This window comes from Microbacterium algeriense (assembly GCF_008868005.1).
Classification (GTDB): domain Bacteria; phylum Actinomycetota; class Actinomycetes; order Actinomycetales; family Microbacteriaceae; genus Microbacterium; species Microbacterium algeriense.
On sequence record NZ_WAAO01000002.1, the window covers coordinates 581,342 to 608,197 of the forward strand.

Below are 26,856 nucleotides of genomic sequence, written 5' to 3' on the forward strand. Positions count from 1 at the left end.
GCTCCCGGCCGACAGGTGCGCGTGCGGTCCCCGTAGAATCGAAGGGCTATGGCTACCCCTCACCCCCTCACCACGACCGTCAGTGGTGCCGACGTCCGCGTCCGCTTCTGCCCCTCGCCGACCGGACTGCCGCACGTCGGCATGGTCCGCACGGCTCTGTACAACTGGGCGTACGCCCGTCACAACGGCGGGAAGATGGTGTTCCGCATCGAGGACACCGACGCCGCCCGTGACAGCGAGGAGAGCTTCCGCCAACTCGTCGATGCGCTGACCTGGCTCGAGATCGACTGGGACGAGGGCGTCGAGGTCGGCGGTCCGCACGCGCCGTACCGGCAGTCCGAGCGCCACGACATCTACCGCGAGGTCATCGACAAGCTCCTCGCTTCGGGCGCGCTCTACGAGAGCTACTCGACGGCCGAGGAGATCGACGCCCGCAATGAGGCGAACGGTCGAGCGAAGCAGCTCGGCTACGACAACTTCGACCGCGACCTCACCGACGAGCAGAAGCAGGCGTTCCGCGCCGAGGGTCGTCAGCCCGCGCTCCGCCTTCGCGTGCCCGACGAGGATCTGACCTACGTCGACCTCATCCGCGGCGAGGTCACCTTCCCCGCCGGCTCCTTCCCGGACTTCGTCGTCGTTCGCCCCAACGGCGTGCCCCTGTACACCTTCGTGAATCCCGTCGACGATGCGCTGATGGGCATCACCCACGTGCTGCGCGGCGAGGACCTCATGCCGTCGACCGCGCGTCAGCTCTCGCTCTACGCCGCCCTGATCGACGCGGGTGTCACGACGTTCGTGCCCCGCTTCGCGCACATGCCGCTCGTACTGGGGGAGACCGGGACCAAGAAGCTCTCCAAGCGCGACCCGCAGGCCGACCTGTTCCTGCACCGCGAGCGCGGCTTCATCCACGAGGGACTGCTGAACTACCTGGCACTGCTCGGCTGGTCGATCGGGCCGGACCGCGACGTGTTCTCGCTCGACGAGTTCATCGCCGCGTTCGACATCGAGAACGTCAACCCCAACCCGGCGCGCTTCGACCAGAAGAAGGCGGAGTCGATCAACGGCGACCACATCCGGATGCTCGACGTGAAGGACTTCGCCGAGCGCACGGTGCCCTACCTCGCTGCCGCCGGCCTGTTCGATGAGCCGACCCATGAGCAGCTCGTGCTCGCCTTCCGCGCGGCGCCCCTCGTGCAGGAGCGCGTGCAGCTGCTGGGCGACGTGCCCGGGATGGTCGGATTCCTGTTCCGCGACGAGGTCTCCTACGACGAGGATGCCCTCAAGGGACTGCCGGCCAACGCCGCCGACGTGCTCGACGCCTGCGTCGCAGCGCTGGAGCCGGTCGACGACTTCACGCCGGAGAGCATCCAGGACGCGCTGTCCACGGCGCTGGTCGAGAACCTCGAGCTGAAGCCGCGCGTGGCCTACGGGCCCCCGCGCGTCGCGATCACGGGCCGCCGGGTGTCGCCGCCGCTGTTCGAGTCCATGGAGCTGCTCGGCAAAGAGGAGTCGCTGCGCCGGCTGCGCGGACTCTCCGCGTTCCTCGCGCGCTGAGTCGCGACGCGCCCGAGCGGCGGCACACGCCGGTGGTTTTGGCGATCGGTCGCCGCTCGGGTAAGCTTGACTCTCGGTGCGAGGCTCCGGTTTCGCCCTTGGGGTATGGTGTAATTGGCAACACGGCTGATTCTGGTTCAGTTGTTCTTGGTTCGAGTCCAGGTACCCCAGCAGACAGATGGGCCCGGAATTCCGCTTCAAAACGGATGATCCGGGCCTCTGTCGTTTCCGGCGTCGGCGGCGCATCCCCTCCAAAACCACTCGGTTCGGTGCGCGCGAGCCTTTCGCGTCGTCTTCTGCCAATATGAGCGCTATGCACTGGTTCTTGGTTGACGAGACGAACCGCGACTACTCCGCGGATCACTTCTTCATCGTGGGCGGATTGGTCTTCACTGAGCCGCAGATCGATCTCGTTGACACCGCAGTGCGCGAGGTGCGCGACGCTTACGGCTACCGGCCCGGCGATAGCTTGAAGTTCGACACGAATGGCCGACCGGACTACATCACACCGCAGCAACACAAAGATGCCAAACAGGATCTGATTGAGCGGCTCCGCAACATCGGCGTACGGATGATCGTGTACGTCATCCTGCATGACATCTGCGTGAATGAGCCCTACGACACGAGAATGAACTTCGCGCTCAACACCCTCGTCTATGCATACGACGATCTGCTGTACCGAGACGGCGCAACGGGGCTGATGTTGATCGACCGTGACAACGGTCGATACGACCATCTGGAGTATCTGTTCCAATACGGGCTGGACTTCGAGGGTCGTCAGCTTTCGGTCAACTCCCGTATTCGACTCTTCGGCCAGACCAACGACAACGCCTCGCACCTAAGTAGTGCCACCGACGTGGCCTTGGGAGCGTTCCGGTACTGCGTTAACGCTGCGGGCGGCTGGGGTCGAAACGACGTTGCGCGCGCGATGTTCCCGCCGCTTGGCGACCTGCTGTGGGGCGTCGAAACGCAGAACGGCGTAAAGCAGGTGAGGGGCTACGGGTACCACCCGCGCCCCCAGACGGTGAAGGCCTACCGGTACAAGGAGCTATACGACAGTCTTGCCGCTGCCCTTGCGACGTTCTCGAACGACGACTGAAGCCCGAGATCGCACTCACCCGATGTCGATGATTCTCGCCAGGGCGGGGCGGCTGGCCACGGCTGCCAGGCGCGCCATGTCGTCGGTGTGGTCGTCGCTGAACAAGTGCAGGTAGTGCTTGTACATGGTGCCGATGTCAGCGTGGCCCATGTACTTGGCGACGCGCTCAATCGGGATACCCGCCGAGGCGCACGCGCTCACGTAGAAGTGTCGAAGGTCGTGCCAGCGCACAACAGGGATGCGCAGCTCCTTCAGCACCACCAGGAAGTGCTTCCGATAGAAGTTGTCGAGGTTGAACTGGATGGCGTAGTCCAGCGTCCCGCGACCGCCACCCCGACCGCTGCGCCGTCGGCCCGGCCAGAACATCGCGTCGGGGTCGTTGCCGAACGGGTGAGCTGCGACGTGCTCGCGGTGCCGCGGCACCAGGACAGGGTGCAGCGGCACCTTGCGGATCGACTTCGCTGACTTCGGCGTGATGTACTGCTAGCCCCGTTTCGGCTCGTATTGCGCCTGCCTCTGGACATGAACGTACGGCTGCCGCGCGAACAGATTCACGTCGCGGATGCGCATGCCTTGAAGCTCCCCGGCGCGCAGTCCGGTGTACGCGGCGAACTGCACCACCAGACCGTCCGGCGGCTCGGCGTCCAGGCGCTCAACAACGGCGTTGACCTGCTCGGGGGAGAGGAACGTTAGCTCGTGGTGCTCGACCTTTGGGATGCGCACCGGGATGCACGGGTCCACGTTGATGAGCCGTAGCTGCACGGCGTACTTGAACACCGCTGCCACAGCGACGTAACGCGTGCGGATGGACGACTGCGAGTGGGGTCGCTTGGTCTTGGGCGAGACCGCCGCCCGCTGCTCCGCCAGCCACGCCTTCTTGGCCCTTAGCGGTCGCCACTGGGCCTCTTCGGTCGGCTGAGTCCAGGTACCCCAGCACTTCACAGAAGCCCGGAAATCCGCTGCAGATCGGATCTCCGGGCTTCTGTCGTCTCCGCTCACACCGGGCTGACCAGCTGGATCAGATTGCCACAGGTGTCATCGAGGACGGCGATGCGCACCGGGCCGCCATCGGTCGGCGGCTGCACGAACACCACGCCCTGCCCGGTGAGCTCTCGGTAGGCTGCGTCGACGTCATCGACCTCGAACGATGCCGCGGGAATGCCCTGCTCAGCGAGCGCTCGGGTGTACTGCTTGGCGGCGGGATTCTCGTCAGGCTCCAGCAGCAGCTCGACGCCGTCGGGCGCGTCGGCGCCGACGACCGTGAGCCAGCGGAAGTCGCCGACGGGGACATCGCTCTTCGTGACGAAGCCGAGCCTGTCCGTGTAGAACTCCTGGGCCTTGGCCTGATCGTCCACGAACACGCTCATCACGTGCAGTCGTGCTCTCATCTTCTGTCTTCCTCTCCATCGATGGGCCACCGGCGCGTGATCTCGCGCAGGGGTTCGGTGCGGAGGTGGTGCACCTTGGTGCGACCCACCCTGGCGGAGCGGACGAGCCCGCACTCCTCGAGGACTGCGAGGTGCTGGGAGATCGCCTGGCGCGAAGACCCTGTCCCTGCCGTCGCGAGGCGACCGCAGATCTCGAACAGGGTCATCCCGTCGCGTTCCACCAGGAGGTCGAGGATGCCCCGACGGGTGGGGTCGGCGAGAGCCCGGTACACGTCCGTCATGCATCGCAGAATAGGCAAGTGGAGACTTGCCTGTCAAGGGTGTGGGGACACGCAGGACGGGCGGCGGACATGCTCGTGGACGGCGGCGTCGGCGGTATCCGCGAGAATACCGAGGTGATCGGAATGAAGAGCTTCTGGAGCGCCCTGCCCACCGAAGGGCGCTGGCTGCTGTCGACCGTGGCGATCCAGACTCTCGGACGCGGGATGACGCTGCCGTTCACGATCATCTACCTCCATGAGGTCCGCGGCTTCGACCTCGGGTTCTCCGGGGCTCTGATGAGCCTCATCGCGATCACGGGCCTCGTCGTCACGGGACCCGGTGGCACGCTCATCGACCGCTTCGGTGCCCGCCGCGTGCTGATCGTGGGTCTGCTGTCGATGATCGCGGGCTGCACGCTCCTGGCCTACGCCACGCATCCCGCCGTCGCGACCGTGGCGGTCGTGCTCATCGGCGTGAACTTCGGGGTGTCCTGGCCCGGGTTCAACGCTCTGATCGCCTCGGTGGTCGACGGCGAGGTCCGCCAGCAGTACTTCGGCGTGAACTTCGCCCTGGTCAACCTCGGCATCGGCGTCGGCGGCATCATCGGCGGCTTCTTCGTCGACGTGACGGATCCGTCGACCTTCACGACGATCTTCCTCATCGACGCGGCGACGAGCCTGATCCCGCTCGCGCTGCTCCTCGGGCCGCTCCGTCACGTGCGCACGCAGCCGGATCCCGACCCCGATGTCGCCGTCGAGGGCGGCTATCGCCAGATCCTCCGGCGTCCTGCGGTGCTCTGGATGACGCTGTTGACGTTCTTCTCCGTCTTCATCGGCTACGGGCAGATCGAGGCGGGCTTCCCCGCCTATGCCCGACAGATCGCTCAGGTGTCGACCGCCGTGGTCGGCATCTCGTTCGCCGTGAACACAGCGGTCATCGTGCTGCTGCAGTTCGCCGTCCTCCGCCTCATCAACGGTCGACGGCGCACGAGGGTCATGCAGGTCATGGCGCTCATCTGGGCGGTCTCGTGGGTCATGCTCGGCGCCGCCGGTCTGCTTCCCGACTCGGTCACGGCCGCGATCGCGGTGATCGCGTTCATGGGCGTGTTCGCCTTCGGGGAGACGATGATGCAGCCGACGATCCCCGCCATCTACAACGACCTGGCCACCGACCGCACGCGCGGACGCTACAACGCCCTGAACTCGGCGGCGTTCCAGGGCGGGGCGATCCTCGGCCCGCTTGTCGCCGGTGTGCTCCTGGGCGCGGGAGTGAGCGGCTGGTTCATCGCGCTCATGGTCGCCGGCAGCCTCGCCGTCGGTGTGCTGGCGTTCGTGCTGGAGCGGGTGCTTCCCACATCGGCCAACGGGAGCGTCGACGTCCATCGAACGGACGATGTCGAGCGGACGCCGCCGGTCTAGGCTCCGAGCATGGCCCTCGAACCCCTGTTCCTCCGACTGGATCGCATCGCGGGCGGGCGGCAGGCCGGCGTCCTGATCAGCGATGCCGGTCGCACCCACCCCCGGACGGTCCGCGCGTTCACCTGGATCCTCTGGCTGCTCGTCGCCGAACTGGTGCTCGGTGTCGGCGCGGTCGTCGTCGCGCTGCTGCTCGCGGTCGACGGTGAGAGCGTGCCCTTCGCGGTATGGATGCGCACGCTGATCGTGCTGGCCATGACGGCGACGCTGTTCTACTTCGCATGGAGGGCACGGCGCGGGTGGCGGTGGGCCTATCAGCGACTGCGTCTCTTCGCTCAGATCTTCCCTGTCATCACGCTCGTCATGGCAGCCATCCCCGGTCTCTATCCGGTGTGGATGGTGACGGAGCAGATCGTGTTCAGCCTCATCATGATCGGCATCGCCGATTTCCTCACCAGCGACCACATGCGGGCCGTCTTCGCGAAGGACGCACCGACCGCCTAGCACGCGGCACGGTGGCGTGACCACTCCCTTTCCCGTCGCGGCGGCATCCGCCATCGTCGTGGAGACAGCGACGAAGAGGAGAGGCGAGGGATGGCGCGACTGAGCAGAGTGGTTCCCGGTGTGGATCCGGGATTCCGTCGACAGCGTTCCGGGTCGGCATTCCGCTACGTGGATCCCAGCGGTGCGTCGGCACCGGAGGCCGACCGCGAGCGCATCAACGACCTGGTGATCCCGCCGGCCTGGCGCGAGGTGTGGATCGCTGCCGACCCGCTCGCGCACATCCAGGCCGTCGGCATCGACCAGGCCGGACGCAAGCAGTACCTGTACCACCCGCTCTGGCGGGTGTCGCGCGACCGGCGCAAGTTCGTGCGGGCGCTCGACCTCGCCGCGGCTCTGCCCAGCGCCAGAGCGCAGGTGACGAAGGCGCTGCGCGAAGAGGGACAGACGAAGGAGCGGGCTCTGGCCATCGCCTTCCGACTGCTCGACGACGCAGCGCTCCGCATCGGGTCGGAACGGTACCTCGCGCGTCACGGCAGTCGGGGCCTGACCACGCTCCGACGACGCGATGTGCGCATCGACGGGCGTGACGTCGCGATGTCGTTCCCCGCGAAGAGCGGGCGCACCGCGTCGATCGAGATCACCGACGAGTCCCTGGCCGATGCGCTCACGGATTTCGCGGCCGGATCCTCGAACGCGTTCCTGCTGGCGTACCGCCGAGGGCGTCGGCGTGTGAAGATCACACCCGCCGAGGTCAACGCGTATCTGAAGGACGTTCTCGGGGCGACGTTCACCGCCAAGGACTTCCGGACGCTGCACGGCACGATCATCGCGGCGGACGCCCTCGCCCGGATCGGCCCGTTGGATCGACGAGGACAGCGCGGCCAGGCGGAGCGCCTGGCCGTCCAGGCGGCGGCGACGGCCCTCGGCAACACGACCGCCGTCGCCCGCAACAGCTACATCGACCCCCGGGTGTTCCGCCAGTACGGACGGGGGAGGACGCTCGACCTCGACGTCACCCCGGAGACAGCGATCCGACGTCTGCTGGGTGGACCGGAGACGTCGCGGAAGGTCAATCGGCGAGAGCGATCCACGCGACGGCGATGACCAGGGGCACGAGCGGGGTGAGCACGGCCACGAGCACCGGCCACCAGCGCGCCCTGGTCTCCAGTTCCCTGGCACGGTGCGCGAGGGTGTCGCCTGCTCGTCGCACGGCTTCGGGATCCAGCGACTCGGCGTGCTCGTCCCGATAGAGCAGAGTGCGGCGTCCGAACCGGTCGTGCAGCACCGCGATAGCCGTCAGGAACCGACCGAGCTCCTCCGGGCGGGTGAGGTCGAGCGCGGGGAAGTACACGTGCAGAGTGCTGTCGACGACCTCGAGGTCGAGGTCGGCGCTGGTGTCGAGGAGCACGGCCATCAGATCAGGTGTCAGCACGTACAGCGCCGACGTCTCGTATCCCGGTGGTACGGACACCTCGAACACATCGCTGAAGTTCCCCTCGAGGCGCAGCTCCGTCCTGCCGCGAGGCCGACGGGGGAGCAGGCTCAGCGCACCGGCGCCGCGCCGAGACCGCAGCGCGATGCGCGGCACCTCGCTCGGCAGCGGGATCCGCACTGCCCGGACGGTGTGCATCGTCGCCCCCTCCCCGTCGCCGACGACGAAGGTGCGCTCCACGGAATCGAAGGGCACCTCGGTGTCTCGCGCGTCGATGAGGTCCGTGGAGGTTCGGTTCCCGCGATCGATCTGCTCATCGACAGACCCGCCCCACATGCGGTCGCCGACGTCGACGCGATAGGTCCATCCGAAGCCTGAGGCGAGGTCGGCGAGCACCGCCTGACGCCGCTGATGACGACGGATGCGCGAGGCTGTGGTGCCCACGAGCAGCGCGCCAGCGAGCAGCACGGCCAACTGAGTCGCCAGGAGCACCGACCCCTGCAGGCCGAAGCCGACCGGGAGGAGGTACAGAGCGACGGCCGCGGCGATGCCGAGGTAGGCGAGGGAGAGCCCGCCCAGGAGCAGGACGGTGGGCGCGCCCCCCGGTGCGCCCACCGCTCCCGCGCGACCGTGCCGGGTCACCGTCAGGGCTTGTAGACGATCGCGATGTTCAGCTGCCCGGCATCGCGGGCCCATGCCAGCCATCGCGGCTCGCCCAGACCGCTCAGACGCTGGATCGGGATGACGTACACGCCCTCGTCGGGCCGGCTCAGCGCCCGGAACTCCGGCTTCTTCGAGATCCAGATCGATCCACCGCCGTCCCACGGCTCCAGGCAGGTGTAGACGTAGCCGTGCTCGCGGAGGTTGATCCTGTCGGCCAGGCGGTCCGCTTCGGTCCGCAGCTCGGAGAGCAGATGCTCCGGCACGTTCCCGTCCAGCGTGAACGCGGCGACGTCGTAGACGTTGCCCTCGCCGAAGTCGCGCGAGGCGAGGATCGTGAGTTCGGTCACGCCCTTCTCCGAGGCGCGGGTCCACAGGGCGTGGGAGTTCTTCGCGCGCTTGTTCATCAGAAAGCCGCCGAAGTTCACCTTCTGGAAGGCGAAGTCGTCGAGCTTCGCGGCGATCGATGCGCGTGTGGTCATGTCGTCTGTCTCCTTGTCCGTGCGGGTGCCCGCTCCGGAGCCGAGCGTACGGAGCGCGGACAGCCTCCCGTGGAACCCCGAACGAATCCGAACGGCCGTACGTCGACGCTCTGCCCTAGGCTCAGGACATGCCCGGCCCTCGCACGTTCGACGAGCTCACTGCGGGGCTGGGGCGGCTGCGCGTCGCGGCCGGTACCCCTTCCTACGCGGAGATCGCGCGTCGGATCGGCGACCTCCGCGACGGCGACGAGCCCGCGAAGGTCACCGTCTACGACTGCTTCCGTCCCGGGCGGCGTCGGGTCGACGTCCGGCTCGTGGGGGACATCGTGCGCGCACTGGGCGGCTCGCCGGAGCACGCGGAGACGTGGCGCGCGGCGGCACGAGCGCTCAACGGCGAACGCTCCGGCGTGCATGTCGAGGTCGTGCTCGCGGCACGGGAGAGAGCGGGAACCGCGACGGGGCGGGAGGCGCTGATGGCGACGATCCCCGATGCGGACGTGGTCGTGCTGACAGGCCTTCCCGGCGTCGGCAAGACGACCCTGGCATCCGCGCTGGCCGGCCCAGACCCCGTGCTCACGGTGGAGCTGCGGGAGTCGGATCCGGACCGCCCGCTGGCAGACCCCGTGGACATCCTCCGCCGCATGCTGAGCGCGCTCGGCGTGCGCTCCCTTCCCTACGAGCTCTCACGATTACGCGCGCAACTGTCTCGAGCCGCGCACCGGACGAGAGTCGTGATCGAGGACGCCGGTGATGCAGAGCGGCTCGGCGCACTGCTCGTCCCCGGCGTCCGCTTCCTCGTGACGACGCGGCGCGACCCGGCCGACCTCGAGCTGCGGATTCCCGGCGGGGGCGTCGCGGTGGCTCGCGTCGTGGTGCCGCCGATGGCGGAGGCGGAGGCGCGGGAGCTGCTGACCATGCTCCTCGCGGACTCCCGCGGTGCCGCTTCCGGCGTTCGGGGCAGCGGGATCGACGACGAGGCGCTCGGCCGGATCGTCGCGGTCGGCGGCGGCCTTCCCCTGGATATCGCGATGCTCGCCGGCATCGTGCGGGAGCACCCGCGCTGGTCCTTCGACGACCTCGCCTCCCGCTTCGAGCACGAGCCGCGCGACGCCCGAATCCGTCCGGTCCTCGAGGCCGCGACCCGGTCCCTGTCCTCGCCGGACGCGGAGGTGCTCGCCGACGCTGCCCTGCTCGATCGCGACCTGGACGAGGCGGTGCTCCGGGCCGCCGTGGGCCCGCATGCCGAGGAGGCGCTGGGGAGGCTGGAGGCCCGGCACCTGCTGGAACGGCACGCGGGCCGCGTGACGATGCACGACACGGTGTTCGCCTTCGCGGCGGAACGGTCCCGCGCCCTGCGTCCGTCATCGACTCGGCGGCGTTTCGTGCAGCGTGCGGCGGATGCGGTGCTGGCCCTCATCGCCGAAGATCCCGACTACGCCCCCCGCGAGGTGGGCACGGTGCTCGCGGTCGCCGCTGCCGCCCGCGAGCACGACCTGGACGGGGCGGTCGAGAGGCTGGCGCTGGACGCGCACCCCGACCTCGCACGGTGGTCGCTCTGGAGCGAATCGCTGCAGCTGCACGATCTCGCCGCCCGAGGACGGGGGCTGGAGCTCGTCCCCGAGATCGCGCTCGGGGTGGCGCAGTGCGCCGAGAAGCTGGGCCGACTGGACGAGGCCCTCATCACCCTGCATCGCGTGCGACGCATCGCCGTGGGGGTGTCGTCGGCGCGGACCTGGAACCAGATCGGCAACGTCCAGCGCTGGATGAGCCACCTGGATGAGGCCCTCGTGTCGTATCGCCGAGCCATCGACATCGCTCGCGCGGTGGGGGACCGCGTGGTGGAGGGCCGGGCGAGGGGGAACCACGCCGATACGCTGCGCATCCTCGCCCGCTATCCGCAGGCGGAGGAAGGATACGCGCAGGCTCTGCGCATCGCCCTCGAAGAGGGCGACGACCTCAACATCGCGGTGGTGCGGGGCAACCGTCCGCTGCTCCTGCTCGCACGGGGTCGGTTGGCCGAGGCCGAGGCGGAGCTGGAGGAGCTTCTCGCGTCGTCGAGCGTCGCCTCCCTTCCCTTCGTGCGCAGGACGCTGGCGCTCGTCGCGGAGGCCCGCGGCGACGATGAGCTCGCTCTGCGTCGGTGCGCGGACGCCCAGGAGACGCTGCGCGTGGCGGGCGAGTTCGGCACCTCCGCAGATCTCGACCTGCTCTCGGCGCGGATCCGCGGCCGCCGAGGTGCTACCGCCGCGGCGCGGGCGACAGCCGAGCGGGTGCTCGCGGAGGCGGAGCAGGCGGGATCCCCGCTCATCGCGACGGAAGCCGCGAACTCTCTCGCCGAGATCCTCGTCGACGGGGCCGCGGCGGATGCGACGCGGTGGCGCGAGGCGGAACGGCACGCGCATGAGGCGCGCAGCGTCGCGGAGGCGACGGGCGACCGGGCGGAGGTGGCGCGGAGCGATGCGCTGCTCGCCGTCATCGCGGACGCCCGGGGTGAGAAACACGAGGCCGAGACGCGGAGGGCTGCGTCGCGTCGTCTCTACGCCGCGATGGGCCATCGTCTCGCTGCTGTCTGAGGCGTGGTCCCGATCACCAGCCTTTCCAGCGAAGATGCCAGGATGGTGGGATGCACACCGCAAATCTGACCCGGGAGGAGACGGCGGCGCGATCCGCGGCCGTCACCCTCCACCGCGTCCGCGTCGAACTCGACCTCACCGGAGCCCCGGAACGAGCCCGCACCGGTTTCCCCACGGTCACGACGCTCGAGTTCGACACGACCGGCGACAGCACCTGGATCGACTTCATCGGCGAAGAGGTCCAGCGTGTCGAGGTGAACGGCGTGGAGCAGCCCGTCGACTACGACGGCGCTCGCATCGCGCTGACGAACCTGGCCGCATCGAACGTGGTGCGCGTCGAAGCCGTGGGAGCGTACAGCCGCTCCGGCGAAGGGCTGCACCGTTTCCACGACCCCGCGGACGAGCGCACCTACCTGTACACGCAGTACGAGCCCGCCGACTCGCGACGCGTGATGGCGTGCTTCGAGCAGCCCGATATGAAGGCCGAGTACACCTTCGTCGTCGACGCGCCGTCCGGATGGCAGGTGCTCTCCAACCAGTCACCCGCCCACCTGGACCTCGGCGTCGGCGTGCAGCGGGTCACCTTCGCCCCCACGCTGCCGATCTCGAGCTACATCACCGCGGTCGCCGCCGGCCCCTACGTCCGGGTCGACGGAGAATGGACGCGCGGTGACCAGCACGTCGCGCTCGGCGTGCTGGTACGGCAGTCCCTGGCCCAGCACCTCGAGGCCGAGGAGATCCTCGACGTCACCCGGCAGGGGCTCGACTTCTTCGACGACGCCTTCGCGTACCCCTATCCCTGGGGCAAATACGACCAGCTCTTCGTGCCGGAGTACAACCTCGGCGCGATGGAGAACCCCGGGCTCGTGACCTTCACGGAGGGCTACCTGTCGCGCGGCGCGGCGACGGACGCGCAGCGGGCGGCTCGCGCCAACACGATCCTGCACGAGATGGCGCACATGTGGTTCGGCGATCTCGTGACCATGACCTGGTGGGACGACCTGTGGCTCAAGGAATCGTTCGCCGACTACATGGGAGCGCACGCGTCGGCGGTCGCCACGCGGTATCACGACGCCTGGGTCAAGTTCGCGGCGAGCCGCAAGGCGTGGGCCTACCAGCAGGATCAGCTCCCGACGACGCACCCGATCGTGGCCGACATCACCGATCTCGAGGCCGCGAAGCTGAACTTCGACGGGATCACGTACGCCAAGGGCGCCGCCGTGCTCAAGCAGCTCGTCGCGTTCGTCGGAGACGACGCGTTCTTCGAGGGGGCCAGACGCTACTTCGCCGCCAACGCCTTCGGGAACACGACGCTCGAGGACTTCCTCGTGCAGCTGAGCGCGGTCTCGGGCCGCGACATGCGCGACTGGTCGGCGGCGTGGCTGCAGACGTCCGGCGTGTCGACGCTCTGGATGGAGGCCGATGCCGACGGGCGGCGCTTCGTCGTCCAGACCGATCCGCGCCCGCATCGTCTCCGCATCGGAGCCTACGATCGGGTCGACGGACGCATCGTCCGTCGGGAGCAGCGGGAGATCGACGTCACCGGCGAGCGCACAGAGGTCGAGCTGCCGGATGCCGATCTGACGCTCTTGAACGACGACGACCTCACCTATGTGAAAGCACGTCTCGACGAACGATCGCTGCGCACCGTCGAGGAGTCCCTCTCCGCGATCGACGACCCCCTCGCTCGCGCGCTCGTGTGGTCCTCCCTGTGGAACGCCGTCCGCGATGGCGAGCTCGAACCGGGCCGCTACCTCGCGATCGTGCGGACGCACGCGCCCGCCGAGCCCAACATCGGGCTGCTCACGGGGGTGCTTGCGAACGCCGCGTACACGCTCCGCCACTTCGTCGGAGATGTCCGCCGCGACGAGGAGCAGCGCACCTGGACGGACACCGTGTGGAGTGCGCTGCAGGCCGCAGAGGCCGGCAGCGATGCGCAGCTCTCCTGGGCGCGGGCGTTCGCGACCGCGTCGAGCTTCGACGACCTGCATCACGAGCGGGTGCGCGAGCTTCTCGACGGCGAGGTGCCGGACGGACTCGTGGTCGACCCCGACCTGCGCTGGCAGCTTCTGACCGCCCTCGTGACCACCGGCCATGCCGATCAGGCCGAGGTCGAGGCCGAGCTGGAACGCGATGACACCGGCGACGGGCGCACGGCGGCGCGGCGGGCACGCGCGTCGCGTCCGGACCAGGAGGTGCGTCGCGCGGCGTGGGAGGCGGCCTGGACCGACCGGTCACTGAGCAACGACCACCTGGATGCCGAGATCAGCGGATTCCGCGCCGGCGGACGCCGCGACCTGATCGTGGGCTTCGACGGCGAGTACTTCGATCGGATCGCAGCAGCCTGGGCCGACCGCAGCATCGAGATCGCGAGGCGGCTCATCATCGGACTGTTCCCCGCCACGGAATCGCTGGAGCTCGTCGACAGCTGGCTCGCAGAGAATGCGGATGCTCCTGCCGCGCTTCGTCGCCTCATCGTCGAGCAGCGCGATCACCTGCAGCGCGATCTCAGGGTGCGGGGGATCCTGCCGCGCTGATGAGCTCGGCGGCGGTATCGAATCCGACGGCGCGGAGGTCGTCGCGGTCGTCGCTGGCGTGGCACAGGATGGCGGAGACGGCGGCGGCCCATGCGCGGGCTCGGAGCCACGTGGCCTCGTCGTATCTGTCGGCTGTGGCGCGGCGGAAGACGTGTCGCCCCTCCGCGTCGAAGACGAGCCAGCCCGCGGCGAGGTCGTAGGCGGGGTCTCCCGCTGTCACATCGCCGAAGTCGACAAGGGCCACGAGGCGGTCCCCGTCCGCCAGGATGTTCCCCGGGTGCAGGTCGCCGTGGATCCATACCGAGTCGGCGGCCGGGGCAGCGTCGAGTCCGGCTTCCCAGAGTGCGGCGAGAGGAGTGGCGACCCGCGGGGGCAGTTCGGCGAGACGCGAGCGGATGCTGTCGTCTCTGCTCCGCAGCGGCACCCCGCGCACCGGGTTGTGCGGTGCGTCATCGGGAGCCGGCTGATGGAGCGCCGACAGCACGCTCGCGAGCTGTCCGGCCCACGCCGTGTTGCGGTGACGGGGGAGTCCCAGCACGTGCTCGCCGGGGAGCCACGGCACGATCGACCAGGACCACGGGAACGTCGATGTGGGAGCACCGGCGACAACCGGCAGCGGCGCCCGCACGCCTGCCGCGGCGAGGCGCATCGCGAGCTGGGGGAGTGCGCGGTGCTCATGCCGGATCAGCGTCGCGGCGAGCTCGCGCCGCGGGACGCGGACGGCGAGGTCCGTGCCGAGGCGCCAGGTGACGTTGTCCCAGCCCTCTGCGACGCGGGTCAGCGGGAGCGAAGCGAGTCGGGGGGAGACCGTGCGCACCAGCTCGCGCACCTCGTCCTCCGCGAGTGTGCGCTCCGCCGCCGGCGAGTCCGCCATCGTCAGAGGTCGAGCGATTCGCCGGGCTCCAGCACGAAGAACTCGCCGCCGCCCTGCTCCGTGGCCCACTGCAGCCGCTGCCGGTGCATGTTCTTGCCGATCACCGACAGCGTCATGTCGTGCGTGCCGAAAGCGCGCCGCGGGGCGACGGCGAGCACGTAGTCCATGGCCTCGCCGATCTTCAGCCAGGGCGCGCCCAGAGGAGCGGCGAGAGTGGCGACCGTCACGTCTGCCGGGACGGCGTAGGAGTCGCCCGGGTAGTAGAACTCGTCGTTGACGAGCACGCCCACGTTCTCGATGGTCGGCAGCGAGGAGTGGATCACCTCGTGCGCTCCGCCGAAGAACCGCAGGCGGAAGTCACCGGCCTCGACGGCGTCACCCGGAGCGACGGTCGTGATCTCGTAGCCTTCGGCCGCCCGCGCGACTCCGGCGGTCGCGAAGATCGGCACACCGGGCGCCGCGCGCAGGATGCGGTCCAGGTGCTCGGTCGTCCAGTGGTCGGGGTGCTCGTGGGTGATCACCACGCCGACCACGTCGGCGAGGTCGTTCAGCGGGGCGGTGAAGGAGCCCGGATCGATCAGGAGGGTCTGACCCCCGGCGTCGAGACGGAGGGCGGCATGTTCGAACTTGGTGACGCGCATGTCACGAGTCAACTCCTTCCGGTGCCGCACGGCAAACGGAATTCCGTGCGCCACGCCCGGGCGTCCGCCGGGGTCGGCCTCGATTTGGCGCAGTGAGAATCGCCGTGGCATACTTGAACGGTTGTCGCGGGACGGAAACGCTCCGCAAGACGGCCCCATCGTATAGCGGCCTAGTACGCCGCCCTCTCACGGCGGTAACGCGGGTTCGAATCCCGCTGGGGTCACACAACACGCGAAAGCCCCCGGTTCTCCCGGGGGCTTTCGTCGTCTCCGGACGTGCTCGATCAGGCCGGGGAGCGCAGGGACATCGTGCGGAACGTGCGATTGCTCAGCGGCAGGACCATGAGCGCCATCATCGCCCCACCGAACACCGCGAAGGGCACCCAGAGCGCGGTCGCCGAGGCCAGCATCCCGAAGCCGGCCATCGCGAGCGGCATCAGGCAGTCGTCGCCCAGGCGGGTGAGGGATCCCATGCGGCCGAGGTAGGCCGTGTCGACCGTGGCGGAGAACGTGGCACTGAGCAGCACCGAGGCGTAACCGGCCGTGACTCCGATCACGAAGGCCGCCGTGCCGACCGTCCAGACCGGGCCGATCCCGAGCGCCGCGATCCCCCCACCCTGGACGACGAGCGCCGTGAACCCGGACAGCGCTTCGTGCCGCGGGCGCCATCTGGCGACCGAGACGGCGCCGAGCGCCGCTCCCAGACCGAGCAGGGCCTCGAACAGCCCGACCGCCTGGGCGCCCCACCCCTCGTCGTGCGCGCGCAGGGCGAGGCCGATGCCGACGGCCGGTCCGACCGCGAGGTTCAGGCCGGACAGGGCGAGCACGAGGGTGCGCGTCGTCGGGTGCGTACCGAGGTGGGCGAAGCCGCGACCGATTCCGCGCAGCGTGGACTCGCGGTCGGCCCGGGCCAGACGGAAGCGCGGGCGCAGCCAGATCGCGAGGAAGGCGACGACCAGCGAGAAGGTCAGGGCGTTGACGCCCGCGCTTCCCCCGAGACCTGCGTGCGCGACGATCACGCCGCCCAGCGCCGCTCCGGCCATGGTTCCCAGGCGAGAAGCGGTCTGCGCCGCCGCGCCGTACGACGGCAGGTCCGATGCGCGGACGAGCTGCCGCGCGATGGTTCCCGCCGACGGCTCGTAGAACGCGTCGCACACGCCGAACGCGATCGCGGCGAACAGCAGCACGGCCACGGTGGGCGGCGTCGCCAGCACCCATGCGGCGACGGCGACCAGAACGCCCACGCGCAGGACGTTGAACAGCAGCATCACGCGTCGGGCATCGGAGCGATCCGCGATGACGCCGCCGAACAGCAGGATCACCGCCCGCGGAACCGTGCCGGCGGCGACGATCAGTCCGGCCACGGCGGGGGAGGCGATCTGCACCGCCGTCCAGGCCAGGGCGATCGTCCACAGGGCATCGCCCGCATCGGACAGCGCCTTCACGCCGATCCAGGCGTGGACCAGCCGGTCGCGACGGAACGCCGGAGGTTCGGCCAGCTGGACCGGGTCGGTGACGGCGCTCATCAGGGTTCCGTGGGGAACGCGTGAGCGAACGCGAAGACGGGCCGGCGTTCGGTGCCGTCGTCGAGGTCGATCGCCTCGCGCCATTCGCGCATCGTGTGCAGCAGGCGTTCCGAGAGATCGCGCAGCTCGTCGGGGGAGGCCCAGGCCGTCGTCTCGGTGTTCGAGCCGTCATAGCCGACGTATGCGGGGTCGTCGCGGTGCCGGTGCCAGCGCTGAAGCCGTTCGATCTGCATCCGGATGCCCTGTCGCTGCGCCTCCCTGGCCAGCAGCGCATCAGCGGGGGTGTCGAGATAGTCGTCGACGGACCAGGTGAGGCCGCGCCGCGCGAGAGCCCACCAGCTCGTCCTCCGGTCGCCGGACGGGTCGGCGGCACGCTCGACGACGCCGGCTCGTTCGAGCATGCGCAGGTGATGGCTGATGCTGCCCACCTGGCTCTCGAGCGCCCGGGCCAGTGTCGTCACCTGGCTGGTGCCGTACAGGAGCAGGTAGTCGTAGATGCGGCGTCGGAGCGGGTGATGAACGGCCGTGACCGCGGAGATGTCTTCCACGCAGGAAGGCTATGCGCGGCTGCGGTGATGCACAAGACTTCTTGTATACCCCGGAAATACGCGGGTTCAGCCGTCTCTCCGCGGGCGATCACACCCCCAGGAGAGCGGTGACCGCTCACACGGTCGGGTCGATCCGCTTCTTGCCGGCGTCGGCGGGCCGTCGTGCGCGGCGCCGCGCACGACGGATGAGCCAGACGACCAGGATCACCACGGCTGCCACCGCGAGCCAGGGGAGCAGGAAGCCCAGCGCGATCACGAGTGCGTTGAGCGACACCACCAGACCGTTCCATCCGGCGAGCAGGCCGTCGCCGAATCCGGAGGGCTCGGCCGTCGTCGGCGCGGCCGCACGGGTCAGCTGCACCTGGAGCGAGGACATCGCCACCTGGTCGTCCAGCGCCGCCAGCTGCTGCTCGTAGGACTCCAGCTGCGCCTGTCGATCGGTCAACGCGACCTCCGCCTCGATCAGCTCCGAGACGCTGCCGGACTGCGCCATCAGCTGGGTGAGGCGCTCGACGGAGGCACGCGTGGAATCCACCCTGGCCTGCAGATCGATCGCGACCGCGGTCACGTCCTGTTTGGCGGTCGACGAGGAGATCACCTCACCGGTGTCGTCGAGCGCCGCGATGACCTCCGTGAGGTCGGCGGACGGGACTCGGATGGTGATGGAGCCGTATCCGGAGTCGGCGGGCGCCGACGCGACGTCGCTCTCGCCCTCGACGCCGAGCGCCTTGCCGACCTCCGTGCTCTCGACGTAGCCGCCGTGCTCCGAAGCCAGGTCGGAGATCTGCGCGGCCGCATCCGGGATGCTCTTGACCTGGACCGTGGCCTGAGCCGTGGCGATGATCTCCCGGTCGCCCTCGACGACGGCGGCGCCGGACAGGGCCGCGTCGCCGGACTCGGCGGTGGCTGGGTCGCCCGGCTGCGCGCCGGGGGCGAGCTCCGCGCTGCGCTGCGGCAGCGACGACGAGGAGTCGGCCACCGATCCGCCGGACGTGCTCCACCCGTCGGCCGTGGACACCGCGGATCCGCCCACCGCGTTCAGGATCGGCGGGGTCACGAGGACGCCGACGAGGAAGGCTGCGGCGATCCCACCGCCGGTGAGCCAGCGGCGGCGGCGCCGCTGTGCCGTCGTGCGCGCCGGCCGCGCGGGGCGTCCGTCCTGCGCGATCTCGGCGAACACCGCTCGCTCCATGCGTGCGATCGTCTCGCCGGGCAGTTCCGGGAGGGCGTCGTCGGGCGTCTGGTCGTTCATGCGTCTCTCACTTCCTTCACGGCGCCCCGCAGCTGCGTGCGCACTCGCGAGAGACGGTTCCGGACGACGGCATGGGTCACGCCGAGCTCCTCTGCGGCCGCCTGATAGGCGTACCCCTCAGCCGCGCACAGCCGGAAGATCTCGCGGTCGAGTTCGCTCAGACCGCCCACCTCCGCTGCGATCCTCGCTGCGAGGGCCGCGGTGATGACCTGCTCCTCGACGCTCACGGCATCCGCCAGCGTCTCATCGACGGCGTCGGTCGTGTGCGCCTCGTCGCGTCGGCGCCGCCGGAGCCGATTCGCCGCCTGGAAGCGGCAGATCGTCGCCAGCCACGGCAGGATGGACTCTCCCTGCAGCTCGAGGCCGGGGAGCTTGCGCCATGCGACGACGAACGTCTCCTGCGTCACGTCCTCCGCATCGGCAGCGGAACCCAGGATCCCCTGCGCGATCCAGTAGACGGGGCGCACGTGGGCGCGGTACAGCTCCCGGAAGGCGCTCTCATCGCCCGCCGCGGCCTGCGCGGCCCACTTCTGATCACTCGTCTGCACGGGCATCCTGGTTCCGTTCGGTGTCTCTCACCCGGGAAGTGTCGGTGGATGCCCCATCGTCTCAGATCCGTCCGCATCCGGTTCGCTCCCGACGCTTCATCCCGCCCCCGTGCTCCGGTAGCATTGCCCCGGCGAGAGGGAGTATCCCGGACCCGCGCGTAACGTCATCACGAGCATCGACATCGCTGCTCCGGGCGCGCGACGCCCTTCGGTGCGGGGGAGAGACTTTCGGCTCATTCCCGACCCCTCGCGAAAGGTGCAGTGCGCCCTTGGAAATCCCCCTCTGGTTCGAGATCACCTCGATGGTCGTCCTCACGATCATCCTGATCGGCGACCTGCTGCTCATCCGGCTGCGACCCCACATCCCGTCGACCAAGGAGTCCACGCTCTGGGTCGTGTTCTACGTGGGGCTGGCGCTCCTGTTCGCGGTGCTGCTGGGCAATGTCGGCGGATGGCAGAACGCGGGTGACTTCATCACCGGATGGGCGCTGGAATACAGCCTCTCGGTGGACAACCTCTTCGTCTTCGTGCTGATCATGGCGCAGTTCGCCGTGCCGCGGCGGTTGCAGCAGCAGGTGCTGATGGTGGGCATCATCATCGCCCTGGTGCTGCGCGGACTGTTCATCCTCGTGGGCGTCGCCATCATCGAGAACTTCTCGCCGATCTTCTACATCTTCGGGGCGTTCCTCATCTGGACGGCGATCCGTCAGGCGATGCCGGAGGGGGACATCGACGACGAGGTGAAGCGCGAGAACTTCATCGTCCGCCTGCTGCGCCGTCGCATCGACATCAGCGAGACCTACGACGGGTCCAAGATCCGCACGACGGTCGACGGCAAGAGGATGTGGACCCCCATGGTGATCGTGTTCATCACGATCGGCGTCACCGACCTCATCTTCGCGATCGACTCGATCCCGGCGATCTTCGAGATCACGACGAACGGATTCCTCGTCTTCGCCGCGAACATCTTCGCGCTGATGGGGCTGCGTCAGCTGTACTTCCTCCTCGGCGACCTCCTCGACCGGCTCCGCTACCTGCACTACGGCATCGCGGTGATCCTCGGCTTCATCGGCATCAAGCTGATCCTGCACGCGCTCCACGTCAACGAGCTCCCGTTCATCAACGGCGGACAGCACATCGAGTGGGTCCCCGACATCGACAACATGGTCTCGCTCGGCGTGATCCTCGTCTCCATGACCGTGGCGACGGTGGCGAGCCTGATCGCCTCCTCCCGCGAGAAGCGCGCCGAGAAGAGGTCGGCGCTCAGCGAGTGAGCCGGCGGGCGGCCTGCGTGCGACTCAGAACGCGCGCAGGTTCGCCTGCAGTCCGCCGTCCGCGTACTCGCGTCGGAGGATGCCGCGGCGCCGGAGGACCGGCACCAGCTCATCGAGTGTGCGGTGCAGCGTCACCGGGTGGAAGTCGCCCCACAGCAGCACCCCGTCGTTGCCCCACTCGCCGAGTTCCTCGATCAGGTCGGCGAACTCCTCCGCGGTGCCGACGAAGCCGCTGCGATCGGAGATGCGACCGGCGCGCGCGAGAGCGGACAGGTGCGCGCGCAGGGGAGCGTCCTCGCCGCGGTCTCCGATGAGTCTCTGGATGCTCCCGCGCGACACGTGCGCACCGAAGACCTCGAGGTCGAGCGGGCGATCCAGGTCGAGTGCGGTCAGGTCGGTCTCGAGGTCGCTGGACTGCTTCCGCGCGATCTGGACCAGAGCGGCGTCATCGGGGTGGGCTGAGGCGGCGACGATGCGGTCGGCCTCTTCCGGGGAAGCGGTGATGACGGGCTGGATGGCGAACAGGATCGTGACGTCCTCGGGGCGCCGGCCCTTCGCGATCGCGGCCTCGTGCACCTTCGCGCGGTACGCGCGCACCGAGGCCTCGTCGAGCGGGGCGAGGGCGAGCTGCACGTCGGAGTTCGCGCCGGCGAAGCCGAGTCCACGTCCGGAGCCGCCCGGCGACACGATCGCGGGTTCGCCCTGTGTGAAGGGGAGCGCGTTGAGGGGGCCGTCGAAGCGGTAGTGGTCGCCGCGATGCCGGACGGCGCGCATACGGGTGCCGTCCGCGTACACGTCCGTCTCGCGATCCTCGACCAGCGCGCCGTCGTCCCAGCTGTGCCAGAGCGCGCGGATGCCGGCGAGCCACTCCTCGGCGCGGTCATAGGCCTCGTCGTGGCCGAGCTGCGGCGCATCCGAGAAGTGCCGAGCGCTGCCGGTGTCGGTGACGACGTTGAGGCCGAGGCGGTGTCCGCTCAGGTGCTGCAGCGTCGCGAACTGTCGCGCCGCTGTGTAAGGCAGGTACGCCGCCGGGTTCACGGTCGGCACGACGCCGAGGTGGCGTGTCGCGTGGAACAGCGAGGGCGCGAGCAGGAGCGGGTCGTGCTTGGGACCGCCGAAGGCGTGCCGGACGCGGAGATCGATCGTGGCGGGCGACCCGAGCGACGGCGCGTCCTCGATGATGACGAGATCGAAGCCGGCCTGCTCCAGGGTGCGCGCCGCTTCCTGATAGATCTCGGGGCGCGTCCAGTCGTAGTCCCACTCCAGCGAGGGGTACCCCCAGCCCTGCGGACCGAATCCCCGCGCGAGGAACCACCCGAAATGCTGGAGGCGGGTCATGCCACCGTCTCCCGCACCGACTCGAGGACCCGGCTGAGGTCCGCGATGAGGTCGGCGACGTCTTCGATCCCGATCGACAGGCGGAGCGTGCCGGGGCCGACGCCGAGCACGGCGCGCTCCGCATCGGTGCGCTGGGCGTGGCTCGTGGTGCCCGGATGCAGTACGAGCGATCGCACATCACCGATGTGGGTCATGTGCGTGAAGACGCGCACGTCCTCGACGAAGCGCCGAGCGGCGGGCAGGCCGCCCCGGAGGGTGAACGTGAAGATCGAGCCGAAGCCTCCTTCGAGGTAGCGCACGGCCGTCTCGTGATGCGGATGGGAGGGGAGTCCGGCGTAGTCGACACTCTCGACGGCGTCCTGGGATTCGAGCCAGCGCGCGATCTCGAGCGCATTCCGTGACTGACGCTCGACACGCAGCGAGAGCGTCTCCGCGCCCTGGCCGATGAGGAACGCGTTCAGCGGCGACGGGGAGGCGCCGAAGCGCGGCGCGACCGACTCGCGCGCGTAGGCGATGCGGGCGCGGCCGCCGTGTCGGGAGAAGACGCTGGGAGCGCCGCCTCTCCCCGGCAGGACGAGGTGCGGCGCGTTGTGACCGGCGCGCTCCGCGTCGAAGCGGCCGTCGTCGACGATGGCGCCGCCGAGGACGGATCCGTGCCCGGCGAGGAATTTCGAGGCGGAGTGGACGACGACGGCGGCGCCGTGCTCGATCGGCCGGAGCAGGGACGGGGTGGCGAGCGTGTTGTCGACGATCAGCGGGACGGCGACCTCATCGGCGATGGCGCTCACGGCGGCGACGTCGAGCACATCGTTGCGCGCGTTCGCGAGCGACTCGGCGAACAGGGCGCGCGTGTTCGGCCGGATCGCCGCTCGCCACGCATCCGGATCGGCGATGTCCTCGACGAACGTCGTCTCGATGTCCAGCCGGGCGAGGTTGTCGAGGAAGAGGCCGCGCGTGCCCTCGTAGATGTGCGTCGAGGAGACGATGTGGTCCCCGGCTCCCACGACCGAGAGGAGAGCGGTGGACACCGCGGCCTGACCGCTGGCGACGAGCACGGCGTCTGCGCCCGACTCGAGCGACGCCAGCTGGCGCTCCACCGCGCGCACGGTCGGGTTCCCGGTGCGCGTGTATCCGAAGCCGGTGCCCGTGCTGAAGTGGTCGGCGGCGTGGTCGAAGTCGTCGAACTCGAAGCCGGCGGTGAGGTAGATCGGGGTGGCGCGGGCCGCCGCCGTCTCTCGGCTTCTCGCCGCGTGGACGGCGCGGGTGGCGAAGCGGGCGGTGTCGACGGTCATGCGGAGCCTCTCGGTCGTTCGGGTGAGCAACAGAGTGTCACGGCGTGTCTCGGCGTGTCCGAGCGGTGGTAACCTGACGTCATGCGGACCGTGCTCCTTCTTAGCGGCCGCGGCGAGACCTCGATCTGAGCCCCTCCTCGTCGCGGAGTCCATCGTGGGCCGAACCGCCATCCCCAGGAGACACGCCATGACCACCACCGCCGGTGCGGATTCCGCACGCCCCAGGACGCTCGCCGAGAAGGTCTGGGACGACCACCTCGTCGTCAAGGGCGAGGACGGGCAGCCCGACCTCATCTACATCGACCTGCACCTCGTGCACGAGGTCACCAGCCCGCAGGCCTTCGACGGCCTCCGCAGCGAGGGGCGCCCGCTCCGCCGGCTCGACCTGACCATCGCCACCGAGGACCACAACACCCCGACGTGGGAGATCGACAAGCCGATCGCCGACCTCACCAGTCGCACGCAGATCGAGACGCTGCGTCGTAACGCCGCCGAGTTCGGGGTGCGCCTGCACTCGCTGGGCGATGCGGAGCAGGGCATCGTGCACGTCGTCGGGCCTCAGCTCGGACTCACGATGCCCGGCATCACGGTGGTCTGCGGCGACTCGCACACGTCGACCCACGGCGCGTTCGGCGCGATGGCGTTCGGCATCGGCACGAGCGAGGTCGAGCACGTCATGGCCACCCAGACGCTGCCCCTCAAGCCCTTCAAGACCATGGCCATCAACGTCGAGGGCACGTTGCGTCCGGGCGTGACCGCGAAGGACATCATCCTCGCCGTGATCGCCAAGATCGGCACCGGCGGCGGCCAGGGCTACGTGCTCGAATACCGCGGCAGCGCGATCCGCGCGCTCTCGATGGAGGGCCGCATGACGATCTGCAACATGTCGATCGAGGCCGGCGCCCGCGCGGGCATGGTCGCCCCGGACGAGACGACCTTCGCCTACCTCGAGGGCCGTCCGCACGCGCCGAAGGGGCAGGACTGGGACGACGCCGTCGCCTACTGGCGCACGCTGCCGACCGACGAGGGCGCGGCATTCGACGCCGAGGTCTTCATCGACGCCGACGAGCTGGAGCCCTTCGTCACCTGGGGCACGAACCCGGGCCAGGGCAGCTCGCTCTCCTCCGCGGTGCCGAACCCGGCCGAGATCACCGACCCGAACGAGCGCGCCGCCGCCGAGCGCGCACTGGAGTACATGGACCTCACCCCTGGCACGCCTCTCAAGGAGGTGCCGGTCGATGCGGTGTTCATGGGCTCGTGCACGAACAGCCGCATCGAGGACCTCCGTGCCTTCGCGTCGATCATCCAGGGCAAGAAGAAGGCCGACGGCGTGCGCGTCATGGTCGTCCCCGGCTCGGCGCGCGTTCGTCTGGAGGCCGAGGCGGAGGGACTGGACCAGGTCATCAAGGACTTCGGGGCGGAGTGGCGGTTCGCCGGCTGCTCGATGTGCCTCGGGATGAACCCCGACCAGCTCGCCCCTGGGGAGCGCTGCGCCTCCACCTCGAACCGCAACTTCGAGGGCAGGCAGGGCAAGGGCGGCCGCACCCACCTGGTGTCGCCCCTGGTCGCCGCGGCGACCGCCATCCGCGGAACCCTGTCCAGCCCGAGCGATCTGGAGGCCTGACCATGGAGAAGTTCACCACCCACACGGGCATCGCCGCGCCGCTGCAGCGCTCGAACGTCGACACCGACCAGATCATCCCCGCGGTGTTCCTCAAGCGCGTCACCAAGACCGGCTTCGAGGATGCGCTGTTCCACGGCTGGCGTCAGGACCCGGAGTTCGTCCTGAACCAGGCGCCGTACCAGGGCGCGTCGATCCTCGTCGCCGGCCCCGACTTCGGCACCGGATCGAGCCGCGAGCACGCCGTCTGGGCGCTGCGCGACTTCGGATTCAAGGTCGTCCTGAGTCCGCGGTTCGCGGACATCTTCCGTGGCAACTCGGGCAAGCAGGGCCTGCTCGCCGCGACGATCTCGGAAGAGGATCTCGAGCGGATCTGGGCCGAGATCGAGCGGAATCCCGGGGTTTCCATGACGGTCGACCTCGAGGCGCGGGTGGCGGTCATCGGCGACATCCAGGCCGAGATCGGTATCGACGATTACACTAGATGGCGGCTCCTCGAAGGGCTCGATGACATCGGGCTCACGCTGCGCAACGAAGACAAGATCGCGCAGTTCGAGGCCCGTCGCGAGTCGTGGCGGCCCCGAACCCTTCCCGTTCAGTAGACGGTGGGGGCGGGGGAGCCAGGGGCAACCCGCCCCCGAATCCGTTGATGAAGTGAGGCTCCGAATGACGACACCTGTGCGCGATGCTCTTCCGGGCGGAGTCCCCGCACTCACCGGAGACGTCCTCGCCATTCGAGGCGGCCGTCCGCTGCGCGGTCGCGTCGACGTCAAGGGCGCGAAGAACCTCGCGACCAAGGCGATGGTCGCCTCGCTCCTCGGCGAGACGGTGAGCACGCTGCGCGATGTGCCGGCGATCAGCGATGTGGCCGTCGTGCGCTCGCTGCTCGAGGTGCACGGCGTCCGGGTCTCGGAGGGCGACGAGCCCGGCTCGCTCGTGTTCGACCCGAGCGACGTGGAATCCGCGCACTTCGAGGAGATCGACGCCCACGCGGGCGCCTCGCGCATCCCGATCCTGTTCTGCGGGCCGCTGCTGCACCGTCTCGGACAGGCCTTCATCCCCGACCTCGGCGGCTGCCGCATCGGCGACCGCCCGATCGACTTCCACCTCGACGCGCTGCGGAAGTTCGGCGCGATCGTCGAGAAGCTCCCGAGCGGCATCCGCCTGTCCACCGGGGGCAGCCGCCTGCACGGGGCGAACATCCACCTGCCGTACCCGAGCGTGGGCGCGACCGAGCAGGTGCTCCTCACGGCCGTCCGCGCCGAAGGCGTCACGGAGCTGCGCAACGCCGCGATCGAGCCCGAGATCATGGACCTGATCGCCGTGCTGCAGAAGATGGGCGCGATCATCTCCTACGAGCCCAACCGCGTCATCGTGATCGAGGGCGTCGAGAAGCTCCGCGGCTACGACCACCGGTCCATCTTCGACCGCAATGAGGCCGCATCCTGGGCCTCGGCCGCGCTGGCCACCGACGGCGAGATCTTCGTCGGCGGCGCCAAGCAGCAGGAGATGCTCACCTTCCTCAACGTCTTCCGCAAGGCGGGCGGCTGGTTCGACATCCAGGAGGACGGGATCCTCTTCCGCCGTGACGGGGACATCAAGCCGGTCGTGATCGAGACCGACGTCCACCCCGGCTTCATGACCGACTGGCAGCAGCCGCTCGTGGTCGCGCTGACGCAGGCGCACGGACGATCGGTGGTCCACGAGACCGTGTACGAGAACCGGATGGGCTTCACCGAGGCGCTGGTCAAGATGGGCGCCGACATCGTCGTGCACCCGCGCGGACTCCAGGACGGGCCTCGCCGGGTTCCCCGCCGCGATCTCGAGCAGGCCGCCGTCATCACGGGACCGACTCCGCTGCACGGCGCAGACATCGTGGTGCCCGACCTCCGCGGTGGCTACAGCCACATCATCGCGGCCCTCACCGCCACGGGCGAGTCGAAGGTCTCAGGAGTGGACATCCTCAGCCGCGGCTACGAGAAGTTCCTCGCCAAGCTCGACGCCCTCGGCGCCGACTTCGACGTCATCCGGTGACCC

The 26,856-nt window shown here is 69.3% G+C and carries 25 protein-coding genes and 2 tRNA genes; 13 read left to right on the forward strand and 14 right to left on the reverse strand.

Annotated features, from left to right (window positions below; genetic code table 11):
* The first annotated feature begins 48 nt into the window (after positions 1 to 48).
* The 3 genes from gltX to F6A08_RS10370 all read left to right on the forward strand — a co-directional run bounded on the left by gltX (position 49) and on the right by F6A08_RS10370 (position 2,653).
* Positions 49 to 1,554, forward strand: a complete 1,506-nt coding sequence (gene gltX, locus F6A08_RS10360; RefSeq protein ID WP_124895423.1) for a glutamate--tRNA ligase — start codon at positions 49 to 51, stop codon at positions 1,552 to 1,554.
* A 99-nt stretch (positions 1,555 to 1,653) separates the two neighbouring features.
* Positions 1,654 to 1,725: transfer RNA gene (locus tag F6A08_RS10365), tRNA-Gln, on the forward strand.
* 7 nt (positions 1,726 to 1,732) lie between these two features.
* Positions 1,733 to 2,653: a DUF3800 domain-containing protein gene (locus tag F6A08_RS10370; protein WP_151459400.1), complete on the forward strand. Its 921-nt coding sequence runs from the start codon at positions 1,733 to 1,735 to the stop codon at positions 2,651 to 2,653.
* Positions 2,654 to 2,668: 15 nt separating this feature from the next.
* On the opposite strand, the gene F6A08_RS10375 is transcribed toward F6A08_RS10370, so the two are convergent.
* Genes F6A08_RS10375 through F6A08_RS10390 form a run of 4 tightly spaced genes read right to left on the reverse strand, consistent with a single transcriptional unit; the run spans position 2,669 to position 4,322 of the window.
* Complete coding sequence (locus F6A08_RS10375; protein ID WP_151459401.1) at positions 2,669 to 3,076, reverse strand: tyrosine-type recombinase/integrase; 408 nt, start codon at positions 3,074 to 3,076, stop codon at positions 2,669 to 2,671.
* 60 nt (positions 3,077 to 3,136) lie between these two features.
* Positions 3,137 to 3,595, reverse strand: a complete 459-nt coding sequence (locus F6A08_RS10380; protein ID WP_192576748.1) for a tyrosine-type recombinase/integrase — start codon at positions 3,593 to 3,595, stop codon at positions 3,137 to 3,139.
* Positions 3,596 to 3,648: 53 nt separating this feature from the next.
* Positions 3,649 to 4,041: a VOC family protein gene (locus tag F6A08_RS10385; protein WP_192576749.1), complete on the reverse strand. Its 393-nt coding sequence runs from the start codon at positions 4,039 to 4,041 to the stop codon at positions 3,649 to 3,651.
* Positions 4,038 to 4,322: an ArsR/SmtB family transcription factor gene (locus tag F6A08_RS10390; protein WP_017204459.1), complete on the reverse strand. Its 285-nt coding sequence runs from the start codon at positions 4,320 to 4,322 to the stop codon at positions 4,038 to 4,040. The genes F6A08_RS10385 and F6A08_RS10390 overlap by 4 nt, the downstream gene beginning before the upstream one ends.
* A 39-nt stretch (positions 4,323 to 4,361) precedes the next feature.
* Between F6A08_RS10390 and F6A08_RS10395 the strand changes: the two genes are divergently transcribed.
* The 3 genes from F6A08_RS10395 to F6A08_RS10405 all read left to right on the forward strand — a co-directional run bounded on the left by F6A08_RS10395 (position 4,362) and on the right by F6A08_RS10405 (position 7,325).
* The gene (locus F6A08_RS10395; RefSeq protein WP_225855807.1) at positions 4,362 to 5,720 is read left to right on the forward strand and encodes an MFS transporter; all 1,359 of its coding nucleotides are present in this window, start codon (positions 4,362 to 4,364) and stop codon (positions 5,718 to 5,720) included.
* 9 nt (positions 5,721 to 5,729) lie between these two features.
* On the forward strand, positions 5,730 to 6,221 hold the full coding sequence (locus tag F6A08_RS10400; RefSeq protein WP_017204461.1) for a hypothetical protein: 492 nt from the start codon (positions 5,730 to 5,732) through the stop codon (positions 6,219 to 6,221).
* A gap of 90 nt (positions 6,222 to 6,311) precedes the next feature.
* Positions 6,312 to 7,325 (forward strand): DNA topoisomerase IB, encoded by a 1,014-nt coding sequence (locus tag F6A08_RS10405; protein WP_151459403.1) that lies wholly within the window; start codon positions 6,312 to 6,314, stop codon positions 7,323 to 7,325.
* Here the strand turns inward: F6A08_RS10405 and F6A08_RS10410 are convergent.
* Positions 7,291 to 8,295 (reverse strand): hypothetical protein, encoded by a 1,005-nt coding sequence (locus F6A08_RS10410; protein WP_225855808.1) that lies wholly within the window; start codon positions 8,293 to 8,295, stop codon positions 7,291 to 7,293. The two genes, F6A08_RS10405 and F6A08_RS10410, sit on opposite strands and share 35 nt — an antisense overlap.
* Positions 8,296 to 8,297: 2 nt before the next feature.
* Positions 8,298 to 8,795: a hypothetical protein gene (locus tag F6A08_RS10415; protein ID WP_017204464.1), complete on the reverse strand. Its 498-nt coding sequence runs from the start codon at positions 8,793 to 8,795 to the stop codon at positions 8,298 to 8,300.
* 128 nt (positions 8,796 to 8,923) lie between these two features.
* On the opposite strand from F6A08_RS10415, the gene F6A08_RS10420 reads away from it, so the two are divergent.
* Both F6A08_RS10420 and pepN read left to right on the forward strand, forming a co-directional pair.
* Entirely contained in the window at positions 8,924 to 11,368 is a 2,445-nt protein-coding gene (locus tag F6A08_RS10420) for a tetratricopeptide repeat protein (RefSeq protein ID WP_151459404.1), read from the forward strand.
* A 50-nt stretch (positions 11,369 to 11,418) separates the two neighbouring features.
* Positions 11,419 to 13,905, forward strand: coding sequence for an aminopeptidase N (gene pepN, locus F6A08_RS10425; RefSeq protein WP_151459405.1), 2,487 nt, complete (start codon positions 11,419 to 11,421; stop codon positions 13,903 to 13,905).
* Here the strand turns inward: pepN and F6A08_RS10430 are convergent.
* Both F6A08_RS10430 and F6A08_RS10435 read right to left on the reverse strand, forming a co-directional pair.
* Complete coding sequence (locus F6A08_RS10430) at positions 13,877 to 14,779, reverse strand: aminoglycoside phosphotransferase family protein (protein ID WP_151459406.1); 903 nt, start codon at positions 14,777 to 14,779, stop codon at positions 13,877 to 13,879. The genes pepN and F6A08_RS10430 overlap by 29 nt on opposite strands.
* A 2-nt stretch (positions 14,780 to 14,781) precedes the next feature.
* Complete coding sequence (locus tag F6A08_RS10435) at positions 14,782 to 15,420, reverse strand: MBL fold metallo-hydrolase (protein WP_151459407.1); 639 nt, start codon at positions 15,418 to 15,420, stop codon at positions 14,782 to 14,784.
* Positions 15,421 to 15,571: 151 nt separating this feature from the next.
* Between F6A08_RS10435 and F6A08_RS10440 the strand changes: the two genes are divergently transcribed.
* Positions 15,572 to 15,644, forward strand: a tRNA-Glu gene (locus F6A08_RS10440).
* 60 nt (positions 15,645 to 15,704) lie between these two features.
* On the opposite strand, the gene F6A08_RS10445 is transcribed toward F6A08_RS10440, so the two are convergent.
* The 4 genes from F6A08_RS10445 to F6A08_RS10460 form a co-directional block, all read right to left on the reverse strand.
* The gene (locus F6A08_RS10445) at positions 15,705 to 16,946 is read right to left on the reverse strand and encodes an MFS transporter (protein WP_151459408.1); all 1,242 of its coding nucleotides are present in this window, start codon (positions 16,944 to 16,946) and stop codon (positions 15,705 to 15,707) included.
* On the reverse strand, positions 16,946 to 17,494 hold the full coding sequence (locus tag F6A08_RS10450; protein WP_017204470.1) for a winged helix-turn-helix domain-containing protein: 549 nt from the start codon (positions 17,492 to 17,494) through the stop codon (positions 16,946 to 16,948). Before F6A08_RS10450 ends, F6A08_RS10445 begins: the two co-directional genes overlap by 1 nt.
* A 115-nt stretch (positions 17,495 to 17,609) precedes the next feature.
* Positions 17,610 to 18,746 carry a DUF4349 domain-containing protein gene (locus F6A08_RS10455; protein WP_151459409.1) on the reverse strand — a complete coding sequence of 379 codons (1,137 nt, stop codon included), beginning with the start codon at positions 18,744 to 18,746 and terminating at the stop codon, positions 17,610 to 17,612.
* Positions 18,743 to 19,300, reverse strand: coding sequence for an RNA polymerase sigma factor (locus tag F6A08_RS10460; protein ID WP_017204475.1), 558 nt, complete (start codon positions 19,298 to 19,300; stop codon positions 18,743 to 18,745). The genes F6A08_RS10455 and F6A08_RS10460 overlap by 4 nt, the downstream gene beginning before the upstream one ends.
* 263 nt (positions 19,301 to 19,563) lie before the next feature.
* On the opposite strand from F6A08_RS10460, the gene F6A08_RS10465 reads away from it, so the two are divergent.
* Positions 19,564 to 20,568 (forward strand): TerC/Alx family metal homeostasis membrane protein, encoded by a 1,005-nt coding sequence (locus F6A08_RS10465; protein ID WP_017204476.1) that lies wholly within the window; start codon positions 19,564 to 19,566, stop codon positions 20,566 to 20,568.
* A gap of 24 nt (positions 20,569 to 20,592) precedes the next feature.
* Here the strand turns inward: F6A08_RS10465 and F6A08_RS10470 are convergent, their stop codons facing one another.
* Both F6A08_RS10470 and F6A08_RS10475 read right to left on the reverse strand, forming a co-directional pair.
* Entirely contained in the window at positions 20,593 to 21,906 is a 1,314-nt protein-coding gene (locus F6A08_RS10470) for an LLM class flavin-dependent oxidoreductase (protein WP_151459410.1), read from the reverse strand.
* Positions 21,903 to 23,198, reverse strand: coding sequence for an O-acetylhomoserine aminocarboxypropyltransferase/cysteine synthase family protein (locus F6A08_RS10475; protein ID WP_151459411.1), 1,296 nt, complete (start codon positions 23,196 to 23,198; stop codon positions 21,903 to 21,905). Before F6A08_RS10475 ends, F6A08_RS10470 begins: the two co-directional genes overlap by 4 nt.
* Positions 23,199 to 23,385: 187 nt before the next feature.
* Between F6A08_RS10475 and leuC the strand changes: the two genes are divergently transcribed.
* The 3 genes from leuC to murA all read left to right on the forward strand — a co-directional run bounded on the left by leuC (position 23,386) and on the right by murA (position 26,853).
* Entirely contained in the window at positions 23,386 to 24,822 is a 1,437-nt protein-coding gene (gene leuC / locus F6A08_RS10480) for a 3-isopropylmalate dehydratase large subunit (protein ID WP_124895436.1), read from the forward strand.
* Positions 24,823 to 24,824: 2 nt separating this feature from the next.
* Positions 24,825 to 25,421 (forward strand): 3-isopropylmalate dehydratase small subunit, encoded by a 597-nt coding sequence (gene leuD / locus F6A08_RS10485; RefSeq protein WP_017204479.1) that lies wholly within the window; start codon positions 24,825 to 24,827, stop codon positions 25,419 to 25,421.
* A gap of 64 nt (positions 25,422 to 25,485) precedes the next feature.
* The gene (gene murA, locus F6A08_RS10490; RefSeq protein ID WP_151459412.1) at positions 25,486 to 26,853 is read left to right on the forward strand and encodes a UDP-N-acetylglucosamine 1-carboxyvinyltransferase; all 1,368 of its coding nucleotides are present in this window, start codon (positions 25,486 to 25,488) and stop codon (positions 26,851 to 26,853) included.
* Positions 26,854 to 26,856 lie beyond the last annotated feature (3 nt).

Excerpts from the sequence above, each read along its gene's own strand:
- F6A08_RS10460 (WP_017204475.1), bottom strand. The coding sequence starts at position 19,300 with ATGCCCGTGCAGACGAGTGATCAGAAGTGGGCCGCGCAGGCCGCGGCG.
- F6A08_RS10420 (WP_151459404.1), top strand. The coding sequence starts at position 8,924 with ATGCCCGGCCCTCGCACGTTCGACGAGCTCACTGCGGGGCTGGGGCGG.
- gltX (WP_124895423.1), top strand. The coding sequence starts at position 49 with ATGGCTACCCCTCACCCCCTCACCACGACCGTCAGTGGTGCCGACGTC.
- F6A08_RS10400 (WP_017204461.1), top strand. The coding sequence starts at position 5,730 with ATGGCCCTCGAACCCCTGTTCCTCCGACTGGATCGCATCGCGGGCGGG.
- leuC (WP_124895436.1), top strand. The coding sequence starts at position 23,386 with ATGACCACCACCGCCGGTGCGGATTCCGCACGCCCCAGGACGCTCGCC.
- F6A08_RS10475 (WP_151459411.1), bottom strand. The coding sequence starts at position 23,198 with ATGACCGTCGACACCGCCCGCTTCGCCACCCGCGCCGTCCACGCGGCG.
- murA (WP_151459412.1), top strand. The coding sequence starts at position 25,486 with ATGACGACACCTGTGCGCGATGCTCTTCCGGGCGGAGTCCCCGCACTC.
- F6A08_RS10430 (WP_151459406.1), bottom strand. The coding sequence starts at position 14,779 with ATGGCGGACTCGCCGGCGGCGGAGCGCACACTCGCGGAGGACGAGGTG.
- F6A08_RS10415 (WP_017204464.1), bottom strand. The coding sequence starts at position 8,795 with ATGACCACACGCGCATCGATCGCCGCGAAGCTCGACGACTTCGCCTTC.
- F6A08_RS10445 (WP_151459408.1), bottom strand. The coding sequence starts at position 16,946 with ATGAGCGCCGTCACCGACCCGGTCCAGCTGGCCGAACCTCCGGCGTTC.
- leuD (WP_017204479.1), top strand. The coding sequence starts at position 24,825 with ATGGAGAAGTTCACCACCCACACGGGCATCGCCGCGCCGCTGCAGCGC.
- F6A08_RS10405 (WP_151459403.1), top strand. The coding sequence starts at position 6,312 with ATGGCGCGACTGAGCAGAGTGGTTCCCGGTGTGGATCCGGGATTCCGT.
- F6A08_RS10385 (WP_192576749.1), bottom strand. The coding sequence starts at position 4,041 with ATGAGAGCACGACTGCACGTGATGAGCGTGTTCGTGGACGATCAGGCC.
- F6A08_RS10370 (WP_151459400.1), top strand. The coding sequence starts at position 1,733 with ATGGGCCCGGAATTCCGCTTCAAAACGGATGATCCGGGCCTCTGTCGT.
- F6A08_RS10470 (WP_151459410.1), bottom strand. The coding sequence starts at position 21,906 with ATGACCCGCCTCCAGCATTTCGGGTGGTTCCTCGCGCGGGGATTCGGT.
- F6A08_RS10435 (WP_151459407.1), bottom strand. The coding sequence starts at position 15,420 with ATGCGCGTCACCAAGTTCGAACATGCCGCCCTCCGTCTCGACGCCGGG.
- F6A08_RS10455 (WP_151459409.1), bottom strand. The coding sequence starts at position 18,746 with ATGAACGACCAGACGCCCGACGACGCCCTCCCGGAACTGCCCGGCGAG.
- pepN (WP_151459405.1), top strand. The coding sequence starts at position 11,419 with ATGCACACCGCAAATCTGACCCGGGAGGAGACGGCGGCGCGATCCGCG.
- F6A08_RS10390 (WP_017204459.1), bottom strand. The coding sequence starts at position 4,322 with ATGACGGACGTGTACCGGGCTCTCGCCGACCCCACCCGTCGGGGCATC.